This window comes from Lysinibacillus sp. FSL W7-1291 (genome assembly GCF_038593415.1).
GTDB classification, from domain to species: Bacteria; Bacillota; Bacilli; order Bacillales_A; family Planococcaceae; genus Lysinibacillus; species Lysinibacillus fusiformis_D.
In genome coordinates this window covers 1,718,623-1,732,339 of the sequence record NZ_CP151994.1, presented here as the reverse complement: position 1 = coordinate 1,732,339, position 13,717 = coordinate 1,718,623, and the positions used below count along the sequence as shown (strand labels likewise).

General features: G+C 38.0%; 14 protein-coding genes and 1 pseudogene. 8 read left to right on the top strand and 7 right to left on the bottom strand.

Going from position 1 to position 13,717, the window contains the following annotated elements:
• Nucleotides 1–59: 59 nt before the first annotated feature.
• Complete coding sequence (locus NST76_RS08255) at nucleotides 60–938, bottom strand: LysR family transcriptional regulator (RefSeq protein WP_036123002.1); 879 nt, start codon at nucleotides 936–938, stop codon at nucleotides 60–62.
• 134 nt (nucleotides 939–1,072) lie between these two features.
• Between NST76_RS08255 and NST76_RS08250 the strand changes: the two genes are divergently transcribed.
• Both NST76_RS08250 and NST76_RS08245 read left to right on the top strand, forming a co-directional pair.
• The gene (locus tag NST76_RS08250; protein ID WP_342544955.1) at nucleotides 1,073–1,972 is read left to right on the top strand and encodes a DMT family transporter; all 900 of its coding nucleotides are present in this window, start codon (nucleotides 1,073–1,075) and stop codon (nucleotides 1,970–1,972) included.
• Nucleotides 1,973–2,134: 162 nt separating this feature from the next.
• Nucleotides 2,135–2,503 carry a hypothetical protein gene (locus NST76_RS08245; protein ID WP_058844686.1) on the top strand — a complete coding sequence of 123 codons (369 nt, stop codon included), beginning with the start codon at nucleotides 2,135–2,137 and terminating at the stop codon, nucleotides 2,501–2,503.
• 100 nt (nucleotides 2,504–2,603) lie between these two features.
• On the opposite strand, the gene NST76_RS08240 is transcribed toward NST76_RS08245, so the two are convergent.
• Both NST76_RS08240 and NST76_RS08235 read right to left on the bottom strand, forming a co-directional pair.
• Nucleotides 2,604–3,041, bottom strand: a complete 438-nt coding sequence (locus tag NST76_RS08240) for a general stress protein (protein ID WP_342544954.1) — start codon at nucleotides 3,039–3,041, stop codon at nucleotides 2,604–2,606.
• 191 nt (nucleotides 3,042–3,232) lie between these two features.
• Entirely contained in the window at nucleotides 3,233–3,673 is a 441-nt protein-coding gene (locus NST76_RS08235; RefSeq protein WP_036122990.1) for a DNA starvation/stationary phase protection protein, read from the bottom strand.
• 216 nt (nucleotides 3,674–3,889) lie between these two features.
• Here NST76_RS08235 and pepF point away from each other — a divergent pair, with 216 nt between their 5' ends.
• On the top strand, nucleotides 3,890–5,704 hold the full coding sequence (gene pepF, locus NST76_RS08230; RefSeq protein ID WP_342544953.1) for an oligoendopeptidase F: 1,815 nt from the start codon (nucleotides 3,890–3,892) through the stop codon (nucleotides 5,702–5,704).
• 227 nt (nucleotides 5,705–5,931) lie between these two features.
• Nucleotides 5,932–6,915, top strand: a complete 984-nt coding sequence (locus NST76_RS08225; RefSeq protein ID WP_058844684.1) for an SEC-C domain-containing protein — start codon at nucleotides 5,932–5,934, stop codon at nucleotides 6,913–6,915.
• Nucleotides 6,916–6,989: 74 nt separating this feature from the next.
• Here NST76_RS08225 and NST76_RS08220 read toward each other — a convergent pair whose 3' ends face one another.
• Nucleotides 6,990–7,181 (bottom strand): zinc-finger domain-containing protein, encoded by a 192-nt coding sequence (locus tag NST76_RS08220; protein WP_036127782.1) that lies wholly within the window; start codon nucleotides 7,179–7,181, stop codon nucleotides 6,990–6,992.
• A 160-nt stretch (nucleotides 7,182–7,341) separates the two neighbouring features.
• On the opposite strand from NST76_RS08220, the gene NST76_RS08215 reads away from it, so the two are divergent.
• From NST76_RS08215 to NST76_RS08200, 4 genes are all read left to right on the top strand, one after another.
• Complete coding sequence (locus tag NST76_RS08215; RefSeq protein WP_058844683.1) at nucleotides 7,342–7,734, top strand: ribonuclease HI family protein; 393 nt, start codon at nucleotides 7,342–7,344, stop codon at nucleotides 7,732–7,734.
• A gap of 243 nt (nucleotides 7,735–7,977) precedes the next feature.
• A complete protein-coding gene (locus tag NST76_RS08210; RefSeq protein WP_342544951.1) occupies nucleotides 7,978–8,775 on the top strand; it encodes an amino acid ABC transporter substrate-binding protein in 798 nt (265 codons plus the stop codon).
• 67 nt (nucleotides 8,776–8,842) lie between these two features.
• Nucleotides 8,843–9,499 (top strand): amino acid ABC transporter permease, encoded by a 657-nt coding sequence (locus NST76_RS08205; RefSeq protein WP_036127793.1) that lies wholly within the window; start codon nucleotides 8,843–8,845, stop codon nucleotides 9,497–9,499.
• 11 nt (nucleotides 9,500–9,510) lie between these two features.
• Nucleotides 9,511–10,254 (top strand): amino acid ABC transporter ATP-binding protein, encoded by a 744-nt coding sequence (locus NST76_RS08200; RefSeq protein WP_036127795.1) that lies wholly within the window; start codon nucleotides 9,511–9,513, stop codon nucleotides 10,252–10,254.
• Nucleotides 10,255–10,438: 184 nt separating this feature from the next.
• Here the strand turns inward: NST76_RS08200 and NST76_RS08195 are convergent, their stop codons facing one another.
• From NST76_RS08195 to NST76_RS08185, 3 genes and pseudogenes are all read right to left on the bottom strand, one after another.
• Nucleotides 10,439–11,692 carry an S-layer homology domain-containing protein gene (locus NST76_RS08195; protein WP_342544950.1) on the bottom strand — a complete coding sequence of 418 codons (1,254 nt, stop codon included), beginning with the start codon at nucleotides 11,690–11,692 and terminating at the stop codon, nucleotides 10,439–10,441.
• A 771-nt stretch (nucleotides 11,693–12,463) separates the two neighbouring features.
• Nucleotides 12,464–13,228, bottom strand: a complete 765-nt coding sequence (locus tag NST76_RS08190; protein WP_271912902.1) for an SDR family oxidoreductase — start codon at nucleotides 13,226–13,228, stop codon at nucleotides 12,464–12,466.
• Nucleotides 13,229–13,327: 99 nt separating this feature from the next.
• Nucleotides 13,328–13,626 (bottom strand): annotated as a pseudogene (locus NST76_RS08185) (IS5/IS1182 family transposase); the annotation flags it as partial.
• Between the last annotated feature and the right edge of the window lie 91 nt (nucleotides 13,627–13,717).

The following is a 13,717-nucleotide window of genomic DNA, read 5'->3' as shown; positions in this document are numbered from 1 at the left end:
CTACAATATATACAAATACTATTTTAACGTAATGTAAGGATGTGCTTCAATAGCCACAATCATAGCGTACTATTTTGCTCTTTTAACCAAGCACTTAATATTTCCGCAAATTTCTTAGTAACAGGGGAAGCGTGGTGCTTCATCGCAATTCCAATGGTACGGTAGCCTCCTTGCTTTAGCGGGATTGCTTTTAACGTTGATGGTAAATGTTGAATGACCAATTGAGGCAAAATACTAATGCCTAAATGATGGGAAATCATTGAAAGAATCCCTACCTCCTCAGAAAGCTCAAAGCGAATATGGGGCTTTACATGATATTGCTCCAACAGTACCTTTACATCATTTGTCCCTTTATAGGAAGTCATGATAAAAGGCATATCTTCTAGGTCAACAATATCAATTTCTGTCTTATGAAATAAAGGGCTTTTATCTGAAACAATACATAATAAAGGGTCTTGTTGTAATTCCATAAATTGATATTGCTCTGATTTTTGACCATTCAAGAATCCTACTTCGACTTCCCCACTTAACAGCCATTGTTCAATTTCGTAATAATCTCCCTCTCGTAACTCTACTTGTATACCTGGAAATTGATGATCCATAATACGAACAATTTCTGGCATCCAATTCGAGGAAATACTTGAAATAACGCCAATTCGAACTTTCCCGCGTGTTACACCCAGTATATGGGCCGCTTCCTGCTGCAATAATTCCTGGGCATCCAGAACCTGACGCATCGCCCTTAGCATGGTCTGCCCCTCACTCGTCAGTGTTACACCTGCACGACTTCGATGAATGAGAGCAAAGCCAAATTCTTTTTCTAAACTAGACACGGCATGGCTCACAGCAGACTGCGTTAGTCCTAGTGCATCCGCTGCTTTTGTAAAGCTTGCTACCTCTGCCACCTTTGTTAAAATCTCATATTTAACTAAGCTCATCCGTCATCCCTCTATATACATGAATTTTTTTAATCCTATTCATTATAAACATTCGTTTTACTAATCACAATACAAGATATATAGTAAATTTTAGTATAAAAACTGTTTTAGTACACAGATGGTAGGTGAACATAATGAGTATCCAAGGAAAAGCAAATGTATTGATGGTTATTGTCACAATGTTTTGGGGACTATCTTATACCTTTATGGTCATGGGGCTTGAAACATTGGCAGTTTATAATGTGGTGGCATTGCGTTGTATCATTGCATTTTTCGTAGCAGGACTTATTTTTTATAAACGGATAATCAAAGTAAATGGTAAAACATTAAAATATGCGGCTATTCAAGGATTTTTATTATTCATTGTGTTCGCGTTAAGTTTATTTGGTTTACAGTCTACTTCTGCCTCAAATGCAGGCTTTATTTTAAGCCTAACCGTAGTATTAGTGCCGATTTTCAGCAGTTTCATTGAAAAAAAATTACCATCGAGAGCCGTTAGCTTTGCGGTCATTTGCACGATGATTGGTATTACAGTCTTAACAGCACATGGCTCATTCACCTTCCATAAAGGGGATTTATTAGTAGCCATTGCAGCACTATGCTATTCCATTTATTTACTACTGAATAGCTCATTTACACGAAATGTTGAATCCATTTCATACGGAATTTATCAGCTCGGCTTTGCTGGTATCTATGCCCTTGTCTTAACATTTATATTTGAAACACCGACATTGCCAAATTCAATGTCATCCTGGCTGGCTATTTTAGGGCTCGGTATCATTTGTAGTGCATTTTGCTTTGTTGGGCAAACTGTTGCACAACAGTATACTTCTGCTACACATACAGGACTTATTTTTTCATTAGAACCAATTTTTGCAGCCATGTTTGCCATGATGTTTATTGGTGAAAGTTTAACAGTGAAATTAGTGATTGGCGGTAGCTTTATCCTTATTGGTAATTTAGTGGCTCAATTAGAGCACTTCCATGCGTTACGTTTTATTAAAAAAGAAGCACAGGAAAAAGTCATACAATAAAATAGTGTGTCATGTCACTTCATTTACGAATGAAAAAGGAAGCTGAGAGTTATATCTCAAGCTTCCTTTTCTACTATGTATTGAATTTATAGCATCACTACATGTAAAATAGTTTACTATACAGTCTATTTTTTACAGAAACTAATTGGAGGAGAGTCATCTATGCAAATTCAACCCCGAAATACATCATACTATTTACCAGCTAAGGTCAATCAACCTATTAAAACAGAAAACCTATTGGATTTACTTAAATATGTGGATGGCAGTGAAGAGGAAGACGCCAAAAAGAACAAATCGAAAATTGAAGTCAGACACGAAAATGGCTATGTGCGTCAATATCTTGTTAAACCAAATGGACAAAGAGTACTCCTGATGGAAACTAAACAAAGCCATGACAATAAAGAAGCTAGCCATTTACATACTATGCCTCATAACCTGTTTAAGCAGCCATTTGAAAAGCCTACAAGTGACCCGATACTTTCGATTTTAAATGCGAAGGATAACATTGCTAAATATAGATATGGGATTTAAAGGACAACAATATTAAATAAAATAATAGACAAAGTCGAATAAAACGACTTTGTCTATATTTTAACCAGCAAGCCAGAGCCATATCTCACTGGTTTGATCATTATAAAAACCTTCTATATTGCTCTGCCTCTATCATACGCTCTTGCTGTTTTAAACGTGCCTCTTGCTCGGCAACTGTCTCAGAATGTGCTTGTAGCTGATCTACATCATCCTCACGTTCCGCATATAAGACGATACTACCTTGCTCCACAAGATGTGCATAATAAGCGATTTGTCCCTCTGATAGATTAAATCGTTTTAAGCCCTCTGTCACAGCCGAGTCACCTGTAAACCAAGACTTAAATTGGTCCACCCAATTACCAGCCTCATGTGTTTGGACATCAGCATCCCATTTTACATCCTCAAACTGTTCGGAATCTTTCGCAATAATATGAATATCCTCTTGTTGATAACCTTCTAACCGCATACTTTCTAAAATGTGAAGCATTTCATCCCTCGTATGGGCCACCTCAATTTGTGGGTTTTGTTCATTCATCATGTTCAATTCCTCCTAATTTATATGGCTTACTAGATAATTACCCTTGCTGTACACAAGCAAACGCTTTTTACCAAACTGTCATAATTGTTATGAACCCTTAATACATGTTATGGCTTTGACATCAAGCATTAATTGCAGAAAAAAAGCATGCCAGAGTACTTAATATCTCCAACATGCTGTAACTGTCGTTTTTACTTGTCAAGAAAGGCTTTTAACATCCATGTATGCTTTTCAAGAGATTGGTACATGGCGTTAAGTAAATCCTCTGTACGATCGTCCCCTTCTTCTGCTGCTAGCTCCATTGTGGCATTTAATGCTTTCATGAGCTTTTGGAAATCCGAAATTATCGTAGCGACCATTTCCTCTGTCGTCTCATTTCCTGCCGCCTCCTCTACATAGGAAAGCTCTAGATGTTCTTTTAATGTTGCGACTGGCTTGCCATCCTTTGAAAGAATACGCTCTGCAATTTCATCTAAATTCAAGGTTGTTTCATTATACAACTCTTCAAATTTTGCATGCAGTGTAAAGAATGAGTGTCCTGTCACATACCAATGATAATTGTGCAGCTTTGTATAAAGTACAGACCATGTAGCCACTAGCTTATTTAATTGTTTGTTTAAGTTTTGTGTCATAATCACTTTCTCCTCCAATATGTCTTGTTCTAGCCTTTAATATGTGTAACAAATGATGTCGGCTATACATCTATTGTTCCCGCCCGACAATATTTCAAACATGTCTTCGACAAACGATATACATTAAGAATATTGCAACTATTCTATGAAATTATTTCACTTTCCGAAATAGTTTCGTTATAATGAAATCACTTACATGTAAAGGGGTGTCTATGAATGGAAGTTTTACCATTACGAAAAGATGTAGCAGTAGAAGAAACTTGGGATTTAACAGATTTATTGAGCCATGATGCTGATTTTGAACCTACTTTAGCACAATTGGTGGAAGACGCACTTAGCTTCGAGCAGCAATACCAAGGAACGATTACAGATGCACAAAAAGTTATTGACGTGCTATCTGCTTTTGAAGAGCTACAGAAAAGGTTTGTTCCGATTGGCACGTATGCCAGCTTAAACCTTGAAACAGATCGTACAAATGATGGAGCGCAAATGCGGGCTGCAAAATTTGCTACAGCTATTGGAAAGGTAAGCAGCGCTCTCTCCTTCGTGCGCAGTGAGTTACTAGCGTTGGATGAAGCTATTTTACAAGAAGCGGCAGCATCAAGCCCTCTTTACAAACGTTATCTAGAGGAACTGTTAAAGCAAAAGCCTCACCAGCTACATCCTGAAGTCGAAAAAGCATTGGCCGCATTTAGTGCTACATTCGATGCACCATATGAAATATACAATACGACGAAATTAGTAGACATGAACTTTGGTCAATTTGAAGCCAATGGTGAAAAGCATCCACTTAGCTTCGTCCTTTACGAAAATGACTGGGAGTTTGAAGCGAATACAGAAATACGCCGCGCTGCCTTTAAAGCCTTTTCAAGCAAGCTACGCGATTACCAGCATACAACAGCACAAGTGTATAACACGCATATTCAGCAGGAAAAAACAATGGCAGACCTACGAGGCTTTAACTCGGTCATTGATTATCTACTCTTTGATCAGGACGTCGATCGTTCGCTCTATAATCGTCAAATTGATTTAATTACGACAGAGCTTGCCCCACATATGCGTCGTTATGCAGCTTTAATTCAAAAAGCGAACGATATCGATAAAATGACATTTGCAGATTTAAAAATAGCGCTTGATTCTGATTATGATCCAAAATTATCGATGGCTGAGGCGAAAGAATATGTTGAAAAAGCATTAGCTGTTATGGGGGAAGACTATAATCATTTAATGGATAGAGCCTTCAATGAACGTTGGATTGACTATGCACCAAACAAAGGAAAATCTACAGGGGCATTTTGCTCAAGTCCGTATGGTAGCCATCCTTATATTTTAATGTCATGGAACGAACGCATGAATGAAGTCTTTACTCTTATTCATGAGCTTGGTCATGCAGGGCATTTTGCGAATACGCATGAACATCAATCTTATCTTAATAGCCGACCTTCTCTATACTTTATTGAAGCACCATCAACAATGAATGAAATGCTGTTAGCGAATTATTTACTAACACATAACGATGATTTACGGTTTAAACGTTGGGTGATTTCAAATATTGTGTCGAAAACGTATTATCATAACTTTGTCACTCATTTACTAGAAGCAGCCTATCAACGTAAAGTGTATGGATTAATTGATGCTGGTGAAGCTGTTAATGCAACAATTTTAAATCAATTAAAACGCTCTGTGCTAGAAGATTTCTGGGGTGATACAGTCGACATTTCTGAAGGTGCAGAACTTACATGGATGCGTCAACCTCACTATTATATGGGTCTTTACCCATACACATATAGTGCTGGGTTAACCATCTCTACACAAGTGTCTCAACGTATTTTAAAAGAGGGTGACACAGCTGTTGAAGAATGGTTAGCTGTCTTACAGGCTGGTGGCACAAAATCACCAGTAGAGTTAGCACAAATGGCTGGTGTCGATATTACAACAGACCAACCGCTTCGTGATACGATTGCCTATATCGGTCATTTGATTGATGAGCTTGAACGCCTAACTTTGGAAATTGAAGCGGTTCAGCAATAATCTAGCAAGAAAACGGTCCTGCATGCTAAAGGTGCAGATCGTTTTCTTTTTTTAGTTCTAAGTGGAAAAATACGTACATATAATAGAATCAGGGCGTCCCTCTACATTTTTTAGATATTTCAAAATAGACAATCATTTTTCTTCATACAAAAGTACCGTTATTATTAAGAGTACGCAAATTATTTAGCAATATACGATTAACAATTATTAAAGGAAGTGTTCTAATTATGGTAAAACGTAATGATCCATGCCCATGCGGTAGCGGCAAAAAATATAAAAAATGTTGTGAAGGCAAACAGCAAGTAACAGTGGAAACAGTACAAATCGAAGAATTAGAGCGTGTGCTACAAACTTTTTACTTAGAATATCCCGAACGTAAAGATGTTCGTGCATATATTGAGCATGTCGGCACATGGCAGCCTAAATTAGAGAGTGTGCTACAGCGTGAGCTCATTGAAGCAATCGCTTTAGACGACTTTTTCTTCCATCAAGAGCCATCTATTTGGAAAAGTTACTTAAAGAAAACGAAGAAAAAGGCAGTAAGACCATCTACTGTCAAGGTACTTGAAGACTGGTCTCAGCCGGCTTTATTTATTGGTACGGTGTCTGTTGTTGAGGAAAAATATTTCAAGGCTAATCATTTACTTACGAATGAAGAGCTTTCTATTCGTCGTGAAAATAATAAACCGATTCCTGAAGGTATGCATGTATTTGCCTTTATCTTACCAGATGGAACGAAGAAATCGACACATTATTTAGCTGTGTCTACCCTAATTTTCTTCCCTGAGGATCATGCAAAAGTATTTGAAGAATTTAAGAAAAACTATGAGGCATCCGAGAAGAAGGTAAGCTCATTCTTAAAAGAAGAGCATCTAACATTCTGGGAACTATTAGTATCGAATGGCTATAAAGGTGAGGAGTTTTCAAACTTCGAAAGCAATGTCCTGACACAAGTAAAAGATTTCTTAGAGCAAAATGAGCGTGAATCAGCTCCGATGCTTGAACTTTTAGAGGACTATTTAATCGAAGGACAACCGACTGCTCGCAAAGAAGCGGCTATTGCAGCTGGTGCGATTCGTTATGGTCAGGAAAAAGAGCTATTCGAGTCCCTATCCATGACCGTAAAGGAAATTGCTGCAACTTTTGATATTTCTGCTTCGTCTCTGACAAAATATTATCAAGACCTAAGCAGTTATGCTGAAACAAAATAAAAGTAATAATGAAAGAAGCTACATTGACCAGCGGATTGCTAATCAATGTAGCTTTTTCTCATGAGGTTCGTATTTTATTTACTATACACTTTCAAAAGCTCTTCTCCCAAAAACTGTAACTTTTCTCCAACTGAACACGCCTCAATACAGAAACGGTGAGCTCCTGGTTTACCACGTTCTTTACGTAATTGCTTAATCACCAAGCAATCCGCACAATACGTATCATGCAGTTCGTCAATATCCCTCATAACCGTCACTTTATCCATGTTGAGCCCCCGCTCCTTTCACGTCCAAAATTCACTTCTTATTATTATGAAGCGTTCAATTTGAACAAGCAACTATTTTGTTTGTTCCATTTTTTACAGACTATGATTCTGATCCTTGTTGTACAATTATAGAGAAGTCACATTGCAAAGTAGGGATGGTATGTTAGAAGTTTATATAGACGCTGCCAGTGCAGGAAATCCTGGTCCAAGTGGGATCGGGCTATTTATTAAAGGTGAAGGCCATCATATCCAAATTAGTGAGTATATTGGCGAAACAAATAATCATATCGCTGAATTCACTGCATTAGTTCGCGGTCTTGAAGAAGCACAAAAGCTAGGCTCAACACTAGTATCCGTACGCTCGGATTCTAAAATCGTTGTCGCTTCTATGGAAAAAGAATATGTTAAAAACGAGGAATTTAAACCTTATCTTGAAAAAGCTTTAGCCCTAGCCACTAGCTTTGATTTATTCTTTATTAAATGGGTGCCCGACTCACAAAATAAAGCTGCCGATGCTTTGGCTCGAAAAGCAATTCAAAGTAAAAATACTTAATCCTATTTCATGGGACTGTCCGTCATGTACAGTCTCGTTTTCTTTTCCCCTTTTTCTCCCGTTGTTTACTATTCCCCCTATTCAAACTTTTTATGAAAATAAGCTTCATTCAAAAAATGCTAGGAAATGCAGCTAATTTTCTGATTAATCCAAAACGATATTGACATTGTTAGATCACGATGATATCCTTTAACACATTAGTAGTTTAGCAAACGAAAGCGATAGATTATAGGGGGAAACAAAATGAAACGAGTATTGACTTTATTCATGATGCTGACAGCTGTGATCGTTTTAGCAGCGTGTGGTACATCGAAAGAAAATGCAGCAAAGAAAGATGACAAAGCTGCTGATGTAGAAAGAATGATTATTGGCATTGACGATAAATTTGCGCCAATGGGCTTCCGTGATGACAAGAACAACATCGTTGGGTTCGATATCGATTTAGCCCGTGCGGCAGCTGAGCATATGGGCGTCGAAGCAGAATTTCAACCAATCGATTGGAAAACAAAAGAGGCAGAATTACTAAGTGGGCGAATTGATTTAATTTGGAACGGTTATACCATTACAGATGAGCGTAAAGAAAAAGTACTATTTACAAAGCCTTATCTTGAAAACGCTCAAGTTGTCATGACAAAAGCAGATTCAAAGATTTTGAAACTAAGTGATTTAGCTGGACAAGAAGTAGGTATTCAATCTCTTTCTTCTGCGGCAGATGCACTAAACGGGCATCCAATTCATAAAGAAGTGAAAAAAATTACAGAGTTTGCGGATAATGTTTTAGCTTTATCCGACTTAAAAACAGGTCGTGTTGATGCCGTTGTTATCGATGCGGTTGTTGCAGAATATTATATGACACAGGAGCCTGATACATTTAAATTATTAGAGGAATCACTTGCACCAGAACAGTATGGAATTGGCGTGAAACCAGGCAATGAAGCCCTATTGGACAAATTACAAGCCGCATTAGACAAAATGAACGAAGATGGTACAGCTGCTGAAATTTCTACCAAATGGTTCGGTGAAGATAAAGTATTAAAGTAATGACAGGACACATCATTTGTAAGAGTTTCCTTTGTGAAACTCTTACTCTTTTTGGAGGGACATCTTTATGGCGGATTACTGGCAAACTATGATATGGCCGATGCTAGAAGGTGCGAAAACGACAGTGTTACTGTTTTTCATCGCTATTCTGGTTTCGATTCCATTAGGCTTTTTACTAACACTCGCAGTAAAAAGTCGCATTCAACCAATCTCTTGGCTTGCACATACGTATATTTATATCATGCGTGGTACACCACTATTACTACAATTATTATTAATTTGCTTTGGTTTACCTATGCTGCCAGTAATCGGTGAATACTTAGTACTTGATCGTTTTGTGGCCGCTTGCCTTGGCTTTATTTTAAATTATGCTGCCTACTTTGCAGAAATATTCCGTGGCGGTCTTCTTGCCATTGATAAAGGACAATATGAGGCAGCTCAGGTACTTGGCTTATCCAAGTGGCAAACGACGACGCGTGTAATTTTGCCACAAATGTTCCGCGTCGCATTACCCGCATTATCAAATGAATCCGTTACACTTATTAAGGATACAGCCCTACTCTATGCAGTAGCTGTGCCTGAATTACTCCATTTTGCGCAAACAGCCGTAAATCGTGACTTCACGATTACGCCGTTCTTTATCGCGGGTGCTATTTATTTAGTTATGACGCTTGTCTTGACGATGTTCTTTAAATGGCTTGAAAAACGTTTTACATTTGAATAGAGGTGACACATATGGCATTGATGCAAGTAACAAACTTAAAGAAATCTTTTGATCAGGTGGAAGTGCTGAAACAAATTACATTTACAGTGGAGAAAAACGATGTCATTGCTGTCATCGGCCCGTCTGGCTCTGGGAAAAGTACCATGCTTCGCAGCTTAATACATTTAGAAGAAATTGAAGGTGGCAGTATAGTGATTGATGGCGATTTTCTTGTTCAAAACGGTCAGTATGCTAAACCACAGCACATCAAAGCGATAACAGCTAAAATGGGGATGGTCTTTCAACACTTCAATCTGTTTCCCCACTTAACAGTCCAGCAAAACCTCGAAATGGCGCCGAGCTTATTAAAAACAGAATCAGCGGAGGCTATTACGAGCCGCTGTCAGGATTTACTGCAGAAAATTGGACTTGCCGACAAAGCAAAGGCCTATCCTGCCAATCTATCTGGGGGTCAAAAGCAGCGTGTAGCCATTGCCCGTGCCTTGATGATGAATCCTCAAATTTTATTATTTGACGAACCAACCTCTGCCCTAGACCCTGAACTGACAGGAGAAGTCTTAAAGGTCATGAAAAGCTTAGCTGAAGACCATATGACGATGATTGTCGTCACACATGAAATGGGCTTTGCGCGTGAGGTAGCGAACAAGGTCGTCTTTATGGATGATGGTCAGATCATTGAATCTAATCATCCAGACAACTTTTTTACAAACCCACAAAACGACCGCACCAAGGCATTTTTACAGAAGAATCTTTAGTAGAGCGTGTTTATGTCGCTCTACTTTTTATTTTTCTTCCTTGTGTATGCTTCGAAATAAATTGTTTATAAACTCGTTAAGTTTTTTAAAATCCCTATATTTCCCTACTGACATGTAAAGACCTATAAAAAGATACGATCACAATCGTACCTTTTTTTAATAGTTTCAATTAAATTATCAACTCCTATTTCAGTTCATAATAGAACATGCTATCATCATCTGTTCTGCTACCAAACATTTCACCAGGTTTAGGCAATACTCCGTTAGATGCCCAATAGCGATATGTTTCACCCTTTAAAAATTCATTTTTAGATGTACTTTTTGGGGATGATAAATTAAACAGCGCAATTTTACTTTTATCAACTAATAAGTTTGAAGCAAAGTTCATATCAGAGCCATTCTTAACACTTTGAACACTTACGTCCCTACTTGGCTTGAATGTGTATTCATAGTAGATTGCATAAATCCCTTTATTCAGTAGAATTTTATCTTCACCTTTTTCATTAAAAAACATATCTTTAAAAATACCTTTTGGTTTAGTGCCTGTCGTATCCACAAAAATGGCATGTTCAATTGTAGCGACACCTGTGTTATTTAAATACGTATGAGATTTACCAAGAATATCTTCATATCCACCATATTTTGATTTCTTGAAGTTAGAAATAGTTAAAATGTTTGTTCCTGTTTCAGAAACCTCACGAAGTTCTTTTAACCCTGTGAAGTCGGATGGTGCTTTCTTCATTGCATCCATGAAGCGGATAAGGATGGTTGCTACCTCTGCACGTGTTGTATTGCCATTTGGCTTGAATGTGAAATCTTCATAGCCTGATAGCAAGCCAGTACCAAGTGCTACCCCAATATACGGAAGATCCTTCTTATTAACCCCTCCACCATAAAATTCTGGAATCGGAATAATTGTAAGGCTTGAATTTGCCATTTCTTCAATCGCTTTACCATAATCAGCGTTCGCATGTGCTAAACCATTTGCTAACCAACGAGACATTTCACCGCGAGTCATTGCTTTGTTTGGTTCAAATTTGTTATTTGAGAAATCACTAGCTTTAATGAATCCAACTGCTAGTCCTTCTTGAATAGCGTCATTTGCCCAATGTGAAGCTCCAACATCTGAAAATTTAGATGGTGTACGGTCGTTTCCGTCGTATACGCGTGATAGGAATGTTGCAAACTCTGCTCGTGTTACCTGTGCAGATGGTTTGTATGTACCGTCACTGTAGCCTGCCACAAGCCCTTTTTCTGCTACTTGTTTAATTGACTCATATGCCCAATGCGATTTAGGGACATCTTTAAATGTCGTTTTCGTTGCCGCTTCTGCAACAGTATAAGTAGCAGATATAGCATACACGGGAGTCGCCACAGCTAGAGCTAAAGTCGCAAGTAATAATTTGTTTGAGTTCTTTCTAAAAGTACCACGTTTCATATTTATTCCCTCCAAATGAATTAGATTCTTGTATAATCTAATTTTACTATTTTTAGAGGATCTATCAAACTCCCGAAGGTCATTAGTTAGTCCCCTCATTCCTGAAAAAGATTTTAATAAAATGAAAGAACCCGCTTCAAAACACCATCAAGTAGCCATAACAAAATAGTTACGACAAATAGTGATTTTTGAAGCGGGTTCTTCCCATTATTTAAATTACTACTATGCTTTCATAATTTTTAAAATTAAACAATCTTGATTAGAAAAAATATAATAAGTTCGGTGGTATTAAAGATAAGTAACGTAATCAAAGGGGATATTGAAAGCTTTGTAATTAAGCTGTTGAAAAAGAATTGTTATATTGACAATGTTCTTAGATTTCAATGAGGGCTCCTCTTTCATATAACTAATAAGCATTTTTGAATATACTTCTTAAATAGCTGAACTCTTTTACTCGTTGTTTCTATCCAGAGTTATTAAATTTACAATATTTAAAAAAACGTTTATCCATGTATATAAGTAAATACGAATTGCTTCAAAGGCGATTTGCCAAGTGATGAAAGTAAACCATCTTACATGCTGGCGAGGCATTGTTATTTACTTTCTTGTGCAAAAGTAAATAACAATGCAAGCACAGAAACAATACGTGTTGAGAAATTTATCGCAAAAAGGAATGAGACCTGCCCAATACAGAGTTCATTCCTCAATAACTGTTTAAAATATGTGTCTAACTTTTTGGGGTCACTTCATTTGAAGTTCCTTATAAATTTGTTATAGATGAGATCCTCCACTTGCATCAAGCAGCTGACCTGTTACCCAACGGCTGTCTGAGGAAGCAAGAAAGGCGGCAATATCTGCCACATCCTCGGGTTCACCCCATCTGTTGAAAATGGAAAGACCAGCAGCATATTTTTGTCCATCAAGATTTTCCAATGTCTCAGCATTCATCTCTGTGTTAATAATTCCAGGCTGGATGGCATTTACCGTAATATTACGGCTCCCTAGTTGTTTGGCTAGAAGTCGCGTAAATGTGTCGATAGCACCTTTGGATATACTGTACGTGAAGACACTTGGCGAGGCTGCACGAGTCACAAAAGATGAAATATTAATAATACGTCCTCCATCTTTTAAACGTGGCAAAGCTTGCTGAGTAACAAAAAGTGGTGCTTTAACATTAATCTTCATTACCTCATCAAATGATTCTTCCGTCGTCTCTTCTAAACTAATAATTTGACCAATTCCAGCATTGTTGACAAGAATATCGAATCCGCCACCGCCCATATATTCCCGAATAGTATCATCCAAAGTAGTAAATAAATCTTGAATACCATCTAAGGTACTAAGGTCAGCACCAATCACGCAAGCATTTCCTCCACTTTGTTCGATCTGGTGAACAACTGCTTCTGCCTCATTACGTCTTTTCCCGTAATGGACGACGACAAAGGCTCCCTCTTGTGCCAGACGCAGTGCAATACTGCGGCCAATTCCTCGACTTGATCCTGTAACTAAAGCGATTTTCCCTGTTAACTTACTCATGCTTCCATCTCCTTGTTCAAACATAGTTATATTACATAGAGAATTATATCAAGGAACATCATTTGAAATGTTGCTCTCTTATTCGGTTTCAAGGAGGTGTTTCGTTCGTTCATCCTTCACGTAATAGCCACTTTCAGAATCTGTCGTGCTTTCCTTTATTTCTTTCTATTCTTCCTTTTCAAACTTCTCTGGGGGAAAGGGCTTTTTTCCGTGTTCTTCACGATCCATATTTAACTCTAATTGAAGCTTCTCTTCATAAGCCTGTGTTTCTTTTCGCACAACCTTTTTATCATACTTCCGTTTATTCGCACTCGCTTTCACATGCGTAGAATCCATAAATAGATGGTCTGCAGGAGGAGTCTCTGATGCATAATCTCTTTTAATATACGATAGAAAATGGACTGAGCGGATGTTTTCTGTACGAAAGCGAAGCGACAGTAACGAAGCGAGGGAAGCAGCTCGACCCCGCCCGTAGTGGAAATCAACGGC